At 65.2% G+C, this 16,535-nt stretch carries 18 protein-coding genes; 7 read left to right on the top strand and 11 right to left on the bottom strand.

Translation table 11 applies throughout. The features are described 5' to 3' along the window. Nucleotides 1-50: 50 nt before the first annotated feature. Both ACXJMY_RS20910 and ACXJMY_RS20905 read left to right on the top strand, forming a co-directional pair. Nucleotides 51-224, top strand: coding sequence for a hypothetical protein (locus ACXJMY_RS20910; protein WP_456621237.1), 174 nt, complete (start codon nucleotides 51-53; stop codon nucleotides 222-224). Nucleotides 225-340: 116 nt separating this feature from the next. Next, complete coding sequence (locus tag ACXJMY_RS20905; RefSeq protein ID WP_456621236.1) at nucleotides 341-1,015, top strand: methyltransferase family protein; 675 nt, start codon at nucleotides 341-343, stop codon at nucleotides 1,013-1,015. A gap of 10 nt (nucleotides 1,016-1,025) precedes the next feature. Here the strand turns inward: ACXJMY_RS20905 and ACXJMY_RS20900 are convergent, their stop codons facing one another. Together ACXJMY_RS20900 and ACXJMY_RS20895 are read right to left on the bottom strand one after the other, a co-directional pair. Next, nucleotides 1,026-1,733: a glutathione S-transferase gene (locus ACXJMY_RS20900; RefSeq protein WP_456621235.1), complete on the bottom strand. Its 708-nt coding sequence runs from the start codon at nucleotides 1,731-1,733 to the stop codon at nucleotides 1,026-1,028. Nucleotides 1,734-1,811: 78 nt separating this feature from the next. Beyond that, entirely contained in the window at nucleotides 1,812-2,486 is a 675-nt protein-coding gene (locus ACXJMY_RS20895; RefSeq protein ID WP_456621234.1) for a lectin, read from the bottom strand. A 329-nt stretch (nucleotides 2,487-2,815) separates the two neighbouring features. Here ACXJMY_RS20895 and ACXJMY_RS20890 point away from each other — a divergent pair, with 329 nt between their 5' ends. The 4 genes from ACXJMY_RS20890 to ACXJMY_RS20875 all read left to right on the top strand — a co-directional run bounded on the left by ACXJMY_RS20890 (nucleotide 2,816) and on the right by ACXJMY_RS20875 (nucleotide 6,346). Continuing rightward, nucleotides 2,816-3,817: an NrtA/SsuA/CpmA family ABC transporter substrate-binding protein gene (locus ACXJMY_RS20890; protein WP_456621233.1), complete on the top strand. Its 1,002-nt coding sequence runs from the start codon at nucleotides 2,816-2,818 to the stop codon at nucleotides 3,815-3,817. After that, entirely contained in the window at nucleotides 3,808-4,656 is an 849-nt protein-coding gene (locus ACXJMY_RS20885; RefSeq protein WP_456621232.1) for an ABC transporter permease, read from the top strand. Before ACXJMY_RS20890 ends, ACXJMY_RS20885 begins: the two co-directional genes overlap by 10 nt. Before the next feature lie 20 nt (nucleotides 4,657-4,676). Continuing rightward, nucleotides 4,677-5,516 carry an ABC transporter ATP-binding protein gene (locus ACXJMY_RS20880; RefSeq protein WP_456621339.1) on the top strand — a complete coding sequence of 280 codons (840 nt, stop codon included), beginning with the start codon at nucleotides 4,677-4,679 and terminating at the stop codon, nucleotides 5,514-5,516. Nucleotides 5,517-5,620: 104 nt separating this feature from the next. Next, on the top strand, nucleotides 5,621-6,346 hold the full coding sequence (locus ACXJMY_RS20875; RefSeq protein ID WP_456621231.1) for a Crp/Fnr family transcriptional regulator: 726 nt from the start codon (nucleotides 5,621-5,623) through the stop codon (nucleotides 6,344-6,346). A gap of 10 nt (nucleotides 6,347-6,356) precedes the next feature. Here the strand turns inward: ACXJMY_RS20875 and atzF are convergent, their stop codons facing one another. The 9 genes from atzF to flgB form a co-directional block, all read right to left on the bottom strand. Then, nucleotides 6,357-7,742 (bottom strand): allophanate hydrolase, encoded by a 1,386-nt coding sequence (atzF, locus tag ACXJMY_RS20870; protein WP_456621230.1) that lies wholly within the window; start codon nucleotides 7,740-7,742, stop codon nucleotides 6,357-6,359. Between the two features lie 170 nt (nucleotides 7,743-7,912). Further along, nucleotides 7,913-8,905, bottom strand: coding sequence for a Tim44 domain-containing protein (locus tag ACXJMY_RS20865; RefSeq protein WP_456621229.1), 993 nt, complete (start codon nucleotides 8,903-8,905; stop codon nucleotides 7,913-7,915). A gap of 394 nt (nucleotides 8,906-9,299) precedes the next feature. After that, nucleotides 9,300-11,882 carry a cell cycle histidine kinase CckA gene (gene cckA / locus ACXJMY_RS20860; RefSeq protein ID WP_456621228.1) on the bottom strand — a complete coding sequence of 861 codons (2,583 nt, stop codon included), beginning with the start codon at nucleotides 11,880-11,882 and terminating at the stop codon, nucleotides 9,300-9,302. Nucleotides 11,883-12,042: 160 nt separating this feature from the next. Further along, entirely contained in the window at nucleotides 12,043-13,116 is a 1,074-nt protein-coding gene (gene flhB / locus ACXJMY_RS20855; protein ID WP_456621227.1) for a flagellar biosynthesis protein FlhB, read from the bottom strand. Between the two features lie 9 nt (nucleotides 13,117-13,125). Further along, nucleotides 13,126-13,896, bottom strand: coding sequence for a flagellar biosynthetic protein FliR (gene fliR / locus ACXJMY_RS20850; RefSeq protein WP_456621226.1), 771 nt, complete (start codon nucleotides 13,894-13,896; stop codon nucleotides 13,126-13,128). Nucleotides 13,897-13,913: 17 nt separating this feature from the next. Beyond that, nucleotides 13,914-14,177, bottom strand: a complete 264-nt coding sequence (fliQ, locus tag ACXJMY_RS20845; RefSeq protein ID WP_015684971.1) for a flagellar biosynthesis protein FliQ — start codon at nucleotides 14,175-14,177, stop codon at nucleotides 13,914-13,916. 133 nt (nucleotides 14,178-14,310) lie between these two features. Further along, nucleotides 14,311-14,619 carry a flagellar hook-basal body complex protein FliE gene (gene fliE / locus ACXJMY_RS20840; RefSeq protein WP_456621225.1) on the bottom strand — a complete coding sequence of 103 codons (309 nt, stop codon included), beginning with the start codon at nucleotides 14,617-14,619 and terminating at the stop codon, nucleotides 14,311-14,313. Between the two features lie 16 nt (nucleotides 14,620-14,635). Next, a complete protein-coding gene (gene flgC, locus ACXJMY_RS20835; protein ID WP_456621224.1) occupies nucleotides 14,636-15,061 on the bottom strand; it encodes a flagellar basal body rod protein FlgC in 426 nt (141 codons plus the stop codon). 18 nt (nucleotides 15,062-15,079) lie between these two features. Further along, nucleotides 15,080-15,484 carry a flagellar basal body rod protein FlgB gene (flgB, locus tag ACXJMY_RS20830; protein WP_456621223.1) on the bottom strand — a complete coding sequence of 135 codons (405 nt, stop codon included), beginning with the start codon at nucleotides 15,482-15,484 and terminating at the stop codon, nucleotides 15,080-15,082. 347 nt (nucleotides 15,485-15,831) lie between these two features. Between flgB and ACXJMY_RS20825 the strand changes: the two genes are divergently transcribed. After that, on the top strand, nucleotides 15,832-16,535 hold a 704-nt coding region (locus ACXJMY_RS20825), incomplete at its 3' end, for a flagellar biosynthetic protein FliO (protein WP_456621222.1).

Below are 16,535 nucleotides of genomic sequence, written 5' to 3'. Positions count from 1 at the left end.
TCGCTCCTCGCAGGCCAGTGTGGATTGTTTCCATCTGTGAGGATTTGTGGATGAGTGTTTCCACCGTTGCACCGCCGCCGATCGCGATCGTGGTCCCGAGCTACGACACGACCAAGCAGCAGGACGACCAGGCCAAGACCAGGGACAGCGACCCGACCCACCAGCCGACGCCGCCCGCGCCGCTGCCGCCGGGCCAGGGCACGCGGATCGATCAGCTCGCCTGATCAAATCTCCCAAAGATGAAGCGCCCGATCCGGTCGATCGGGCCTTTCGCGCGTCCGGTCGCATCTTCGCCGGATAGCGGGCCCAATATCGTGCGCGGTTGATCCGGGACCTGCGCATGATCGCAAGACTGCTGTTGCAGAACACGATCGTTACCGTCGCGATGGGCGGACTGCTGTTCGCGTGCGCCGGGACGCTGCATTGGCCTTCCGCCTGGATATTCCTGATCACCTCCGCCCTGCTCGGCCCGCTCTGCGGCTGGTGGCTCTATCGGGTCGATCCGGCGCTGCTCGCCGAACGTCTGCGGCCAGTCCTGCAAAAGGACCAGCCGGCCGCCGACAAGGTGTTCATGGCCGTGTTCGTCGTGGCGATACTGGCCTGGCTGGCGCTGATGGGCCTCGACCGGCGCCATCTGGCCTCCGACATGCCGGTCGCGTTCCAGGCACTTGGCTTCGTGCTGTTTCTGCTCTCGACGCTGTTCACGATGTGGGTGTTCCGCGAGAACTCGTTCGCCGCACCGGTGGTGAAGCTGCAAGCCGAGCGCTCGCAGCACGTGATCTCGATCGGGCCGTACGCCCATGTGCGCCATCCCATGTACAGCGGCTTGATCCTGTTCTTCGCCGGCGTGCCGCTGCTGCTGGGCTCATGGTGGGGACTGGCGATGACGCCTGTCTTCCTCGTCCTGCTCGCGGTCCGCATCGACATCGAAGAGCGCGCGCTGAGGGAGGGCCTGCCGGGCTACATCGATTATGCGGCACGGGTGCGCTATCGCCTGCTGCCGGGCCTGTGGTGAGCGCGCATCACTACCCATCGAGTTCGCGGTAGCGGCGGAAGATGCCCTGCTCGTTGAAGGGAATGCGGCGCGGGCTGTCGAGATAGGCCTTGATGTTCGGCCGCGCGGCGACGCGGTCGTGCAGCCCGACGAGGCCCGGGATGTCTGCCTCGAAAGCCTTCATGCGCTTGGGAAAGGCATAGCGCAGACCGTCGACGATCTGGAACAGCGAGAGATCGACATAGGTCAGCCTGCGGCCGGTGATATGGGCTCCGCCATTGTCGGCGAGAAGCTGCTCGAAATAGCCGAGATATTTCGGCACGCGCGCGCTCCAGAAATCGGCCGTGCGCTTCTTCGCCGGCGGCTTCTGGTCTTCGTAATAGAGCGAGGGGCCGAGCGGATGATGGGTGTCGTGGATCTCGACCACGAGGTCGGTGATGGTGAGCTGAAGCTGATGCACCCAGAGTTTTCCGGCCTCCATCTTCGGCGCGAGCCCGTGGCGGGCGCCGAGATAGAGCAGGATGTTCGCGGTCTGGCCGATGACGAGCTTGCCGGCCTTGAGGAACGGCGGCGCAAAGGGCGGCGTACCGCCATGCGCATCCATCATCTTCATCATCGCACTGGTGCCGCGCGGTCCCCGTGCCACGTCGACATAGGCTGCCCCCGCTTCCTCCAGCGCCAGCCGCACATATTCGCCGCGGCCCTGGATCTCGGGCCAGTAGTAGAGCTCGTATTTCATGGAAACAGTCCGTGATTGCGTTGCGGCGAGTGTAGCACGCAACCACGGACGCCATGACGGTGGACGGTGCTCCGCGCCTCAATTCGCCGCGAAGCAATACAGCAGCCCGTCGCCACCCGTGCTCTTCAAGTCGGCCTGCGAGCAGCCGCCATCGGGACCGCGCGAGGGGTGCGAGCTGTTCCACGATTTCGACGGCTCGTCGTCACGCAGGCCCCGCCGGTCGGCATGGCCGACCACCGCAGCACCTTGCGTGCTCGACGACCAGTTCTTGCAGGTCTTGTCGTCGCCGGCGGCGAAGGCGGTGCCGTCGGGTTGCGTCCCCGTGAGGATGTCGTGCCGGTTCGGCGTATCGCCGGCTCCGTTGGTGACCTCGCCCTTTTCGCTGAGCGCCGTCTGCTTGGTCAGGTTGTTGGCGGGGCCATGCAGCTCGGCAACGTCCTTGGCGATGACCGCGCCCTTCGAATTCTGCCACGGCCCCTTGCCGATGCGGTCGCGCGCGTTGACGGCCGGCTTGCCGTCGGCGGTCTGGGTCGAGAGATAGGCGCGCCAGGTTCTGGCGCCGGCACCGGCCGATTGCGCGAGCTTCTGGCAGTGCGCATCGGCCCCTTCCAGGCCGCCGAGATCGGCACCTTTGCCCGGCCCGCTCGAGGTCACAAAGAAGGTCATATCGGCTGACTGCGCCAGCACCGATGGACTTGCGAACACCGCGAGCGCGGCGCCTGCTGGCACGATGACCCTGGCAAAAATGTTCATCCTATCCTCCCGATTGGTCCTGCGATTGCTCCTGGCTGGCCCGCTTTGACCCTCTGACACGAACCCGTCACGACGGACATTATTCCGGATTCCGGCGGCCGCCCACCGCACGCGCGTCACCTCGCGCGGCGGCGCGGGACCGGCCGCCCCCGAAGGCCGTGTCGATTAATTGCTTCCCGAGACCGTAGCGCCGGGCGAGCATACCAACGTGGGCCGATCCTCAAGCGATCGCCCAGGGGAGGACGCGGGAGTCTGTAGCGGAACCGTTCAGGGCGGTATCCGCGATCACATCGGGGCTGCCGCCGGGCGCGGCGTGAGGGGAGATCGTCATGCACTGGAACACCGTCCGCCCAATCGCGGCAATTGCCGGCTATGCGGCACTTTGCTGCCTTGCCATCGGTCCGGACTGCGCCTCGGCCGCGGAATTGCTCAAAGCCAGGCTTGCGCAAAACCTCGGACCGATCTCCGGCCTTGCGATCGTCGCCAAATCGAAGGGGATTTTCGAAAAGAACGGACTGGACATCACGGTCTCGAACTTCACGTCCGGCAAGCAGTGCCTGGACACGGTGATCGGGGGCGGCGCCGACATCGCGACGACGGCGGAGGCGCCGGTCACCGCTTCAGCGATGGCAAACCAGCCCATCGCCTTCGTCGCCGGCATGGAATATTCCGACCTCAAGACGGTCGTCGCCGCCAAGGCCGGCGTCAAGACCAAGGCCGATCTTCGCGGCAAGCGAATCGGATTCACGGCCGGCACCGGCAGCGAGGTCTACACGGCGACTTTGCTGAAGTCGGCGGGATTGACTGCCAAGGATGTCACCCTCGTCAATCTGCGGCCGCAGGAGATGCTGCCGGCACTTGCGGCAGGAAGCATCGACGCGATCGACACTTGGGAACCCCACATCGCCAACGCCAAGAAGGCCCTGGGCGAAGCCGTCGCTCAGCTCGATACAACGGGCACTTACTCGGAAACGTTCAACATCGTCGTCATGAGGCCCTATCTGGATGCCAACCCTGCGCTGGTTGAGAAGTTCATCGCCGCGCTGATCGATGCCGAGGTCTGGATGAAGGCGCACCCGGATGAAGCGATCACGGTCGTGGCGGACGCGGTCGGCATGAAGCGGGACGAACTCGCCCCCATCTGGGCCGACTATGTTTACCGGGTGCGCCTCGACGACCGGCTGATCGAGATTCTCAAGACCCACTCCGCATGGCGCCTCGAGAGCGGCAACCATCCCCCGGGAGCGGCGATGCCCGACTTCAGCAAAGTCGTCGTCACCGAGCCGCTGAAGAAGGTCGACCCCTCACGCGTCACCCTCACGTGGAAATAGGCCCCCGCACAGCCATGCCAGACGGCACTTCAGCGCGACGAGAGATTGCTCTCCGCACTGGCGGTCGCGGTCGGCGGCCGGATTCAGCGCGTCTCCGCCGCCTCAATATTCTGGTCGGGGCGCTTTCGCTTCCCCTGTTCGTCGGCATCTGGGAACTGGTCTCCCGTTCCGGGGCCGTCAACATGGTGCTGTTTCCGCCGCCGACGGTGGTTGCTGCGGCCGTCCTTGAGTGGATACGCAGCGGACAGTTCCTTGGCGATCTGCTGGCCAGCCTCTTTCGCGTCACCACGGGGTTCATCGTGGGCGGCGTGCTCGGCATCCTGCTCGGTATCCTCACCGGCCAATTCCCCGTCGTTTCGAGCTTGCTGTCGCCGCTATTCCATATCCTGCGGCCAATTCCGCCGATTGCTTTCGTGCCGATCGTCATCCTCTGGTTCGGCCTGTCGGAGGCGGGAAAGCTGTTCCTCGTCGTATGGGGCGTGTTCTTCACGGTTTGGCTTGCGACCCACATCGGCGTGCAGAAGGTCGACCGCGGCCTGATTCGGGCGGCGCTGATGCTCGGCACGCCCCGGCGGCAGATGCTCCAGGAGATCGTACTGCTGGGCGCGCTTCCCTACATCGTGGTCGGATTGCGCACCGCCGTCAGCATCTCCTTTTACACGCTTGTCGCCGCCGAACTTGCCGGCGCGTTCGCCGGCATTGTCTACAGGATCGAGATTGCGCAGCAGAATTTGCAAACGGGCCAGGTCATGGGCGGGCTCGCGGCGCTCGGGTTGATTTCGTTCATTGCCGACCGGCTGTTTTCGGCTCTTGCGGAACGTACTGTCTGGTGGCGTTGATGTCGGGACCTCGATCGATCATGAAACTGGCTCTGGCAAGTTCGCCAGCCTCCGTCGAGGAGGAGCGGAAACAACCGGCCATTCAGGTCTCGAACCTGAGCATCGTTTTTGACACCAACCGCGGGCAGACCATCGCGGTGGATCGCGTTTCCTTCGACGTGGCGCCTGGCGAGTTCGTTTGCATCGTCGGGCCCTCCGGCTGCGGCAAGTCGACGGTGCTCAATACGATCGCCGGACTGGAAGTGCCGTTTGAAGGCGACATCCTGGTCGAGGGCTCGCCTGTCTACAGCCCGCGACCCGATGTCGGCATGGTGTTCCAGCAGCCGCATCTTTTCCCCTGGAAGTCCGTCCGCAGGAACATCGCCCACGGCCCCAGGATGCTCGGGAAGTCCACGACGCAAGCCAATGCCATCGCCGACGATCTGATCGCGATGGTCGGCCTCAAGCGTTTCGCCGACGCCTATCCGAACACGCTGTCGGGCGGCATGCAGCAGCGCGTGGCGATCGCGCGAGCGTTGGCCAATCAGCCCCGGGTGCTGCTGATGGACGAGCCCTTCGGGGCCCTCGACGCACAGACCCGGGCGGTGATGCAAGACAATCTGCTGGAGCTGCGCGACCGGATCAAGGCGACAATCGTGTTCGTCACGCATGACATCGATGAAGCCATCGTGCTGGCCGACCGCGTTCTCATCATGAGCGCGGGACCCGGCCGCATCCTGCGCGAAGTCATGGTCAAGCTGCCGCGCCCGCGGTCGAGCACCATCATGGTCGAGCCAACTTATCTTTCCCTCAAGAAGGATTGTCTCGACGTCATCCGCGCAGAAGGGTTGCGGGCGTTCAATCAGTCGGACGCGAGCTGATCGCCAAGAAACTCGCAGCCTGAACTCGCAGATCGGGAAGCGCACCACAACGCGCTGGCATGGTTCTTGAATGATCGACGCTGGGCCTCACAGCGGAGCCGGCGATGCACAGGGCGAACAGCGCGATAGCGGCAGGTGTGATGCTGGCCGAGTCGGATAATCTCGTCAGGCCGCTGCCCGGCTTGCTTGACGGTCTCAACCGGGCTGATTGCAATCGCTTGCGTGCGATCGGACGCGAGAAGGCCCTGGAAGCCGGCCAACTGGTTTGGTCCCAGGGCGACGCACAGGCCGGGATCTACCTGATCAGCGAGGGGCGCATACGCAGCTACTATGCGGCCCCGTCGGGGCGCGAGGTCACGCTCGCCTACTGGTTTCCCGGCAACTTCGTCGGCGGCCCCGATATATTCGGAACAGGCCCGCACATGTGGACATCGGTTGCGGCCGAACGCAGCCGGTTGACGTTCATGCCCGGACCGGCGCTGCGGCGGCTTGCGCTGGAATCGCCGGCGATCGCCGTCGCCTTGCTGGATGCCCTGGCCTTCAAGGCGCGGTGCTATTCGGCGATGGCCCAGATGCTCGGGACGCGCTCGGTGACCGAGCGGCTGCATAGCCTGCTGATCTTCCTGTCGCACGTCTACGGCGTGAAGCGCGACGGCGAGATCGTCGTCGGCATGCCGTTTACCCACGGCGATCTCGCCAATCTCATCGGATCCACCCGCCAATGGGTGACAGTGCAGCTCGCGCGGCTCCAGGAGGAAGGCGTGATCAGGTACGACAGATCCGTGATTTCGATCCTGGATCTTTCGACGCTTGGGCAGGAGGCGGAATAATATCCGCCTTTCAGCCGCCAGACTTCAATTCGAACGCCGCTCGGCCTGCACTGGCCTCGAACCGCCGCGCCAGTCCGATCAGCGCGCGATCATGCCAGGCCGGCGCCAGCAGGGTCACGCCCATCGGCATGCCGTTCGGCAATGTCGCGTTCGGAACCGCCACGCCGCAGAGATCGAGCAGATTGGCAAAGTACGAGTAGTAGCCGAGGCGATTGTTGAGGGTGACCGGATCGCGATCCATCTCCTCCAGCGTGAACGGCCGCGGTGCGGTCGGGACCACCAGCGCATCGATCCCCGCAAAGATCGCTTCGGCATTGCGGCGAAGCCGGTGCAACAGGTGAATGGCACCAAACGTGTCGATCGCCGAATAGCCGGCGGCTGAGCCCAGCACGGTCCTCGTGACATCAAGCAGGGAGCCGGAATCGATGTCCAAAAGCGAAGCGATGGCCGAGTGCCGCTCCGCCACCCAGGGTCCGCTGAACATCAACTCCCCGGCCTGGCGGAACGGGGCGAAGTCCACCTCAATCGCCGTTCCTCCGATCTGCGTGAAACGCTCGCAGGCGCGCTCATAGAGCTCACCGCATTCCGGCATGCCGAAGCATTCGAGATCGGCGGGCGCAATGCGGCCGAACCGGAACGATGGCACCGCCCCACCGGCGAATGAAACCGCCCTGGGCACGCGGCTGTAGGGATCTTCGAAATCGAACCCTTCGATAATGTCGAGGATCGCCTCGCCATCGCTGACGGTATTGCAGAACACCGAAACGCAATCGATCGTCGGGCAATTCGGCACCAGCCCGCGTGATGACACCAGCCCAACGGTCGGCTTGATCCCGACGATGTTGTTGAAGCCGGCAGGTATGCGGCCGGACCCGCCGGTATCGGTGCCGAGCGCGAACGCGACGTGCCCGGCCGCCACGGCGACCGCGGACCCGGAACTGGAGCCGCCCGCAACATAGCGCGCATCGGCAACCGACGCGCAGGGGCCATAGGGCGAACGCGCGCCGGACAGGCCTGTGGCGAACTGATCGAGATTGGTCTTTCCGAGGCAAATTGCGCCGGCCGCGGTGAGGCGTTCGACGCTGTGCGCGGAATGCCAGGGCGTGTAGCTGAACGCCGGGCATGCGGCAGTGGTCGGCATTCCCTCGACATCGATATTGTCCTTCACGCCAAAGGGAATGCCGAGCAGCGGAAGATTTTCGCCTGTCCGGGCGCGCGCCACGAGCTTGCGGCAGGCTTCGAGCGCCTCCTCCCGCGGGCGGAGATAGATCCAGCAATTGCGGTCGCGCTCGGCCTCGATCCGGTCATACGCCGTTTCGATCGCCTCCAGCGGCAGGGACGAATTCCTGGCGATGGTTTCGTGATTTGTCCTGGGGCGCGCGACAGACTGACTCACCGAATATCTCCTTCTCCAACCGTCAGGAGCGAAATTGCGGGAGCTCTGCGCGGGCAACAAGCAATTAAGTGCTTCGCGCCAATGGCCGGCCGGATCAGGATATACGCGGCTTCAAAAGAAAAAGGCGCCGTGCCGGAGCACGACGCCCTTGTTGTTCAATTCGCTGGCGGTCAGTTGGTCTGCTGGATCGCCGACAATTCCCAGCCGCTGCCCGGCCGGCGCGCGAAGGTCCAGACTTCGGTGACCTCGCCCGGCTGCTCGCTGCCGGCGACGATCGCGCCGGTGTTGCGGTCGAGCGTCTTGTCGGTGAGCGCGAAACGCAGCGCCACCGTGGCATAGTCGGTCTCGCCTTCGCGCCAGGCTTCGGCGAGGTCGCCCTGCAACAGTTTCACGTTGGAAGTCCTGTTGACGACGTTGCGCGCGCGATTCTCGCCAAGGTCCTTCTCGAAATAGGAGACCATCTCCGGCGTCGCGAGCGTATGCAGCTTTGCCACGTCCTCGTTCGACCAAGCGGCCTGGATCTCGCCGAGCAGGCGCTCGAACGCCTCATAGTCGTCCGGCTTGATTTCGAGCGGCGCATTGTTGGCGCCGAAGCCGAAGCCGCCACCAAGACCGCTGCGATAGTTCGTCTGCGGCGCCGGACCGGCACCGGCATCAGCGTTGGCGTAGGCCGCCTGCGGCGTGTGGCGGCGCTGCCACCACGACATCGCCAGCCGCACCACGACCACCACGAGCACGATCTGGATGATCAGGCCGAGGATCGACGACAAGCCGCCGAGGCCGCCGAACAGGCCGCCGCCGAACAGCATGCCGAGCAGGCCTGCGCCGAGGAAGCCGGCCGCGAGGCCGCCCATGAAGCCGCCGGCGCGGCCAAACAGGCCGCCGCGCGCGGGCGTGGCTGCGGCCGAGTTCATGCCTGCGCCCGGCTGGGTGTAGGTGCGGTTGAACTGCGAGGTCGAGCCCGGCGCGGTCGTGGTCGACGGCGGGGCGGAGTAGGTCCGCGAGCCGCGCGAACCCGACGAGAAGCCGCCGCCGACGCGGGCGTCGGCGGACGAGATCGCCAGCGCAGTCGGCAGCGCGAGCGCCAGCACGACGGCAATCGTCTTGAAGAGACTGCGGCTACGTTGCGAGAAAGTCATGTTCGTTTCCCAAATCCCCGGCATGGGGACGTGCTCTTAAGATGGTCAGCCTTCCCGAAAAGGGAAGCCGGTTTCGGAACTTATGGCTGCGGCCCTCAGTCGCGGGGATGTGGCAAAAGCCCATATTTGGCGGAGGGTTGAGGCGCGACTGCGACGGAACCGTGGTCGCTGGTTACCGGCGCGTTTACGACGAGAATTCATCTTACAACTGTAACTTAAGGAATCGCCTGAGATCTGCCCGATGTCGTCCTGGCGAACGCCAGGAGAACTCAGGGGACCCATTACCCCAGAAAGCAATTTGGCAAAGACCGGGCATTCGGGATTGGCAGCGTGCGCAATCGATAGATCACGCCGTATGGGTCCTGGCGTTCGCCAGGACGACGACGGAGGTTGTCGCGCGTCCTTCGTTCAAACGCGCTCACCCCGCCTTGGCCATCGTCTCCTTCACCGCCGCCACGAGTTGGCTGAGCGTGAACGGTTTTGGCAGGAAGTCGAACTGCTGCCCTTCCGGCAGGCTCTTCTCGAAGGCGTCCTCGGCGTAGCCGGAGACGAAGATGAACCTGATTTCGGGGTTCTTCTCGCGCATCGCCTTCAGAAGCGTCGGGCCGTCCATCTCCGGCATCACGACGTCGGAGACGACGAGATCGATCCCGCCGCTCTGCTCCTCCAGCACCTCCATGGCCTCGACGCCGTTCTCGGCCTCGACCACGGTGTAGCCGCGCGAACGCAGGCCGCGTGCGTTGAGTGCGCGCAGGCCCTCTTCGTCCTCGACCAGGAGGATGGTGCCCTGTCCGGTGAGATCGGTGCGCGGCTTGGCTTCCGCCGCGGATGCGGCTTCCTTCGCGGCGCCATTGGGTGCGCCGGCCGCCGGCGCCGGCTGCTCGACCTGCGCTTCCTGCTCGGCATGGTGGCGCGGCAGGAAGATGTGGAACGAGGTGCCCTGCCCCGGCTCGGAATCGACGTAAATGAAGCCGCCGGTCTGCTTGACGATGCCGTAGACGGTGGAGAGCCCGAGACCGGTGCCCTTGCCCACTTCCTTGGTCGAGAAGAACGGCTCGAAAATCTTGTCGCGGATGTCGGCGGGAATGCCGGTGCCGGTGTCGGCGACCTCGATCCGCACATAGTCCGCGGCCGGCATGCCCTTGTAGGCGAGCTTGGCCGCCTCGTCCGCGGTGACGTTGGCGGTGCGGATGATCAGCTTGCCGCCGTCGGGCATCGCGTCGCGCGCGTTGACCGCGAGATTGACGATCACCTGCTCGAACTGGGAGACGTCGACCTTCACCGGCCACAGATCGCGGCCGTGGATGGTCTCCTGCTTGACCTTCTCGCCGATCAACCGCCGCAGCAGCATGGCGAGGTCGCTGAGCGCATCGCCGAGGTCGAGCACCTGCGGCCGCAGGGTCTGCCGCCGCGAGAACGCGAGCAACTGCCGCACCAGGGTCGCAGCGCGCGTCGCGTTCTGCTTGATCTGCATGATGTCCTGGAACGACGGATCGGTCGGCTTGTGCGCGTTCAGCAGGAAGTCGTTCGCCATCATGATGGCGGAGAGCACGTTGTTGAAGTCGTGGGCGATGCCGCCGGCGAGCTGGCCGACCGTCTCCATCTTCTGCGACTGGTTGATCTGGTTCTCCAGCGCGCGCCGCTCGGTGGTCTCGAGCATGTGGACGATCGCAGCTTCGGTGTCATGCTCGGCCTCGTCGACCGGCGTGACGAAGAATTGCCCCCAACGCTCCTTCGTACCCTCGAGCGCCACCTCGACCGGCGCGACGTCGGCGTGGCCTTCGGCGGCCTGGTTGATGGCCGCAATCAAAAGGTTCCGGTCGCGCGTATTGACCGCGCGGAAGATCGATTTGCTGGCGCTGTCGAGCCCGAGGGCCTGCCCGAGCTTGGCGTAGCGCGCGTTGGCGCGCACGACATTGCCGCCGCGATCGACGGTCGCAATCGCCATCGGCGTGTGGTCGAAGAAGCGCATGAAGCGCACTTCGGCGGCGCGGTCGGGATCGCTGCGCTCGTCGCGGGCGCGGCTGATCACCAGCGTGCGCGACGGTCCCGGCGCGCCGTCGGCGCCGAAGGCGAGCTTGTGATAGAGCCGCACCGGCATGGTCTTGCCGGTGCGCATGCGCAGGTCGATGTCAAAGACCTCCGTCTTCACCTCGCCCGGCACCGCCACGATCGCAGTCAGAAGCGAGGCGCCGTCGCCGGAGACGATGTCGGCGAGCTTGAGGCCGCCCGAGCCGATCTCGGCGAGGTCGTAGTCGAGCCAGTTCGCCAGCGTCGCGTTGACATAGGCGAGCTCGCCGGCAGGATTGACCGAGAAGAAGCCACAGGGCGCGTGATCGAGATATTCGATCGCGTGCTGGAGTTCCTGGAACACGTCCTCCTGACGCTCGCGGTCGCGGGTGATGTCGGCGATCGACCACACCGCATATTTCGCCTCGCGCTTGCCGGTGCCGAGCGGGCGCACCCGCATGCGCAGCCAGCGGCCCTGGCTGCCGTCATGGCCGGAGATGCGAACCTCTTCCTGCTGGCGTTTGCCCTCACGCGCGGCCTTCAGCAGGCGGAACACCGCCTCGGAGACGTCGGGATTGCCGATGAAGACGCGCTCGACCGGGCGCACATCCTGCGGGCCGGCGGCGCCGGTCAGGGTCAGATATGCGGCGTTGGAATAGACCACATGGCCGCGCGGATCGGTCACCGCGAGCCCGTCGAAGGCGTGGTCGGCGATGCGCCCCATCACGGGATCGTCCAGACTGCGGTCGACGAAGCGGATGATGCCGGCGGCAAACGCAAACAGGTTGAACAGGCCGACCATCGCCAGCACGGCCAGGATGCCGAGAATGTAGGGCTGCGCCTGCGCGCGCCCGAGCGTCATCAGACCGACGGCGACCGCGACGAGGCCGGCAGCCACGAGCAGCACCAGCGCAATGCTGCCCGAGCGCGGCGACGGCTCGTGCGCCGCAGCGGGTTCTCGCGTGAGGTCGTGGTCGGTCTCGGCGGTCATCTCAAGCTGGCGCAGCCTGTCGGCAGAGAATCAACGCGCTACGGGGCGCGCCGGGTCCTCCCTGCCTGAATCGGACCCGCAGGCGCAAGGGTGGCAGAGGCGAAACGTACGCTGATTCCCACATTACGGCCATTTCCGGTACTTTTCGGGTATTTTATCCTCACCCGGCGCCAAATCCGCGCTTCAGCCGCATGACGTAGCCGATGACTTCGGCCACCGCATGGTAGTGCTCCGTGGGGATTTCCTGGTCGATTTCGACGGTGGCGTAGAGCGCGCGGGCCAGCGGCACGTTCTCGACGATGGGGATGTCGTGCGCGCGCGCGATCTCCCGGATCTTGAAGGCGAGGTTGTCGACGCCCTTGGCGACGCAGATCGGTGCCTGCATGCCGCGCTCGTAGGACAGCGCGATCGAATAGTGGGTCGGGTTGGTGATGATCACGGAGGCCTTGGGAACCGCCGCCATCATGCGCTTCTTGGCGCGCTGCTGCCGCAACTGCCTGATCTTGCCCTTGATGTGCGGGTCGCCTTCGGACTGCTTGAACTCTTCCTTGATCTCCTGGAGCGACATCTTCTGCCGCTGGAACCAGCTCCGGTACTGGAAGAAGTAGTCGGCGATGGCGACGATCGCGAGCGCCGCGACCACCGCGCCGAGCAGATGGATGGTCATGCTGGTGGTGGCGCCAAGCAGGGCCGCCGGATCGAGCTTGACCATCGCCTCCATGCGGTGCCGTTCCGGCCACAGGATCATGGTCATGACCACGCTGAGCGCGATCAGCTTGCCGATGCCTTTGAGAAAATTCGCCGCCGCCTGCTTGCCGAAGATGCGCTTGAAGCCGGCGCCGGGCGAAATCTTGCTGAATTTGGGCTTCAGGGATTCGGCCGACCACACCAGCCGGTGCTGGAGCATGTTGCCGGCAATCGCCGCCAGCGCCAGCATCAGCAGGGGCACGCCGACGGCGGCGAGCACCGCGAATTCGATCTGCTGCATCAGCGCGAGCAGAGCCCGGGCGTCGGTCTTGATCATCCAGGAGTTGGCGAGCAGGTTGCGCATCGGCGTCATCAGCCCGCTGCCAACCGAGCCCGAGAAGGTCGAGACCACGAGCGTGCCGCCCGCGATCATGAACCAGGTGTTGATCTCCTGACTTTTGGCGACGTCACCGCGCTCAAGGGCGTCTTCGAGACGCTTTTGGGTCGGGTCTTCTGTTTGGCTCTCCGGATCGTTGTCTTCCGCCATCGAGCCCTCTTATTTCAACGGCATCATCTGGTGCATGACACCGATGAAGTAATCCAGAAATGTGCCCATCATCGCCGTGATGACGACGCCGAGCACCAGGAAGCCCGCGAAGATCGAGAGCGGCACGCCGACGAAATAGACCTGCATCTGCGGCATCAGCCGCGCCAGCACGCCGAGCCCGATGTTGAAGACGAGGCCGAACACCAGGAACGGTCCCGAAAGCTGCAAGCCGAGCAGGAACGCGGCCGAAAAGGCCCGGGTGGCGAGCGAGGCGACGTCGCCGCTGGACACGGTCTCGCCCGGCGAGAAGATCGAATAGCTGTCGTTCAGCGCGGCGATCACCAGGTGATGGCTGTCGGTCGCGAACAGCAGCGTGATCCCGAGCATGGTCAGGAAGTTGCCGACCAGCACGCCCTGCTGGCCCTGGGTCGGATCGACCGAGGTGACGAAACCCAGCCCCATCTGCTGCGCGATCACGGCACCGGCGACCTGGAGCGCCGACAGCGTCACGCGCGCGGTCGCGCCCAGCACGATGCCGATCGCGATCTCATGCAGCATCAGCACCAGCAGCGGGGCAATCGAGCCCATGTCGACGTGGTAGGCGTTGCGGTGCAAGGGCAGGATGATCAGCGTCAGCAGCAGCGCGATCGACAGCTTGATCCGCGTCGGGATGTTGGTTTCGCCCAGCCCCGGCAGCAGCATCACCATCGCGCCGACCCGGGCGAAGACGAGCATGAAGGCCGCGGCGAGCGCCGGCAGCAGCGAGACGTCGATGCGCATAATTCACGCATTGTGCCTCAGCCGCCGATGATTCGCGATGATATCCGCAGCATGTGGGAATGGAGTGCGTCGGCCATGAACGGCAGCGCCAGCAGCATTGTGGCAAAGATGGCCAGGATCTTCGGCACGTAGATCAGCGTCTGCTCCTGGATCTGCGTCAGCGCCTGGAACAGCGACACGATGACGCCGACGACCAGCCCCACCACCATCAGCGGCGACGACACGATCACGATGGTCCAGATCGCATCGCGCGCGACATCGAGGGTTTCAGGTCCGGTCATTGCAATTCTCGCTTTCAGTTACGTTCGTCATTCCGGGGCCCGCGAAGCGAGAACCCGGAATCTCGAGATTCTCAGGTGCGCAATTGCGCACCATAGTTCGGTGCTTCGCACCGCCCCGGAATGACAGCGCCCATCAGATCGGCATCTTCAAGATGTCTTCATAGGCCGCGATCACGCGGTCGCGGACCGAGACCAGCGTGGACACCGCGACGTCGGTGTCTGCGACCGCGGTCACCACATCCATCACATTGGCCTTGCCGGCGGCCATCGCCACGGTCTGCGCGTCCGACTTGCGGCCGGACTCCATGACGCTGCCGACCGCGTCTTTCAGCAGCGAAGCAAAGGACTGCGCGGGCGCCTCGCTGCCCTTGCCGGCGCCGCTGTTCTCCAGCACGCGGGCAAGGTTGGCATAGGCATTGGCTGCGATTGTCGGTGATGCCATGGCTTAAGGATCCTGTTCAGGACTTGAGGATATCGAGCGTGCGCTGGATCATCCGGCGCGTCGCGCTGATGATGTTGACGTTGGCCTCGTAGGACCGCTGCGCGTCGCGCATGTCGGTCATCTCGACCACCGAATTCACGTTGGGATATTTGACGTTGCCGCTGGCGTCCGCCGCCGGGTTGTTCGGCTCGTATTTGACGCGGAAGCTGGACTGGTCGGGCCGGATCTTGCCGAGGGTGACGACCTGCGCGTCGAGCGTGCGGTCGAGCGCGGACGAGAAGGTCGGCACCTTGCGGCGGTATGGATCGCCGCCGGCGGTCTGCGACGTCGAATCCGCGTTTGCGATGTTCTCCGAGATCACCCGCATGCGCCCGGCCTGCGCGCGCAGGCCGGAGGTCGCGATCGCCATAGAGCGGGCAAAGTCGCTGCTGTCATTCGCCATGATCTGTTTCCTTCAGCTCTAGCCCTTGCCGATCGCGGTCTTGAGCAGATGCAGGCTCTTCGAGTAGAGCGAGGTCGCCGCCGCATAATCCATCTGGTTGCTGGCGGACTTCATCATCTCTTCCTCGAGATTGACGGCATTGCCCGCGGGGCGGGTCTCGAAGCCCGCGTTCTTGTTCTGGTCGAAGTTCGAGGCCGCGCCGGATGGCGTCATGTGGGAGCCGCTGGTGCGGGTGAGCGCCAGGGGGCCCATCGAACCCGTGACGGCGCCGCTCTTGTCGAGCTTCGGCTCGACCAGGTCGCGTGGCCGGAAATTGGGCGTATCGGAATTGGAGACGTTCTCGGACAGGACGCGCTGGCGTTCCTGGTGCCACTGCATCTTGGTGCGAAGCGCCGACAGCACCGGGAGGTCGTTGATGGACATCGTTGCGGCTCCTTCCGCCCTCGGACCGTTGCCCGAAGCTAGGCAGAATTTGCCGCGTGTATGGTTAACAGGTGGTTAAGGCGGCTGCAGACGGATGTTTCCGATTGGGACATGCCCCGGCGCCCCCGTGATTCTACGCCCTCAAAAGTGGCATTAACCCAACCGTTTGGCGGCGCATTCGCGGGCCAAGAAGTCGTTTTGGATCGGGCGATTCATAGGTTATTAAGAGTTGGGGACGGCAAAACTTGCCGTGGGACATTAAGAGATCGCAGTTTGGGGCATCGCACGCCCGTGGTCGGCGCACCTGACCATGGGCATGAGAAAAGCGCCATTTGTCGGGGACAAGTATGCAAGGCAGCCCTATCACCTTCATCGTCGCGTTCATCGTCGTTCTGGCGTTGATCGGCGTCGCTGCATGGCTGGTTCGCCGATTCGCCACCAGCCGGCTCGGTGCCAACACCCAGCGTGGCAGGATGCCCCGGCTCGCCGTGATCGACGCCGCCGCCGTGGACGGCCGCCGGCGCCTGGTGCTGGTCCGGCGCGACAATGTCGAGCATCTCCTGATGATCGGTGGCCCCACCGACATCGTCGTCGAGCCGAACATCGTGCGCGCCGCGCCCGGCCGCGACCAGCTCCCGCAGCGTTCCAACGCCGCCGAACCGCCGCGTCTTGCGCCCATGCCGGACACCGGCGGCTGGGCCGACGAAGCGCCGCGGCCCGAACTGCTCGATCATCCCGAGCCGCAAATGCCGGAACCGCCGCCGCGGCCCGCGCGCCCGTCATTCGCCGACGAAGTGCGCCGGCCGGCGCCCGCTCTGGCCGAGCGCCGCAGCGATCCTCTCCCCGGCTTTACGCCCGAGCCGATCGCGCCGCCCCGCCCCGAGCGTGAACCGCGGCCGGAGCCGATGCCGCCGCGCGTCGCCCGCGGCGAACCGCCGCTGATGCCGCGTCCGCCACGTCAGAGCGAGCCGGTGAAGGTGCCGCCGGTGCGTGCCGAGCGCGCGGTCGCGCCGCCGCCGCCCCCGCCCGTGCCGCAGGCTCCGCCTGTGCC

The organism is Bradyrhizobium sp. P5_C12 (assembly GCF_054049735.1).
This window is presented reverse-complemented; position numbering and strand designations above follow the sequence as displayed.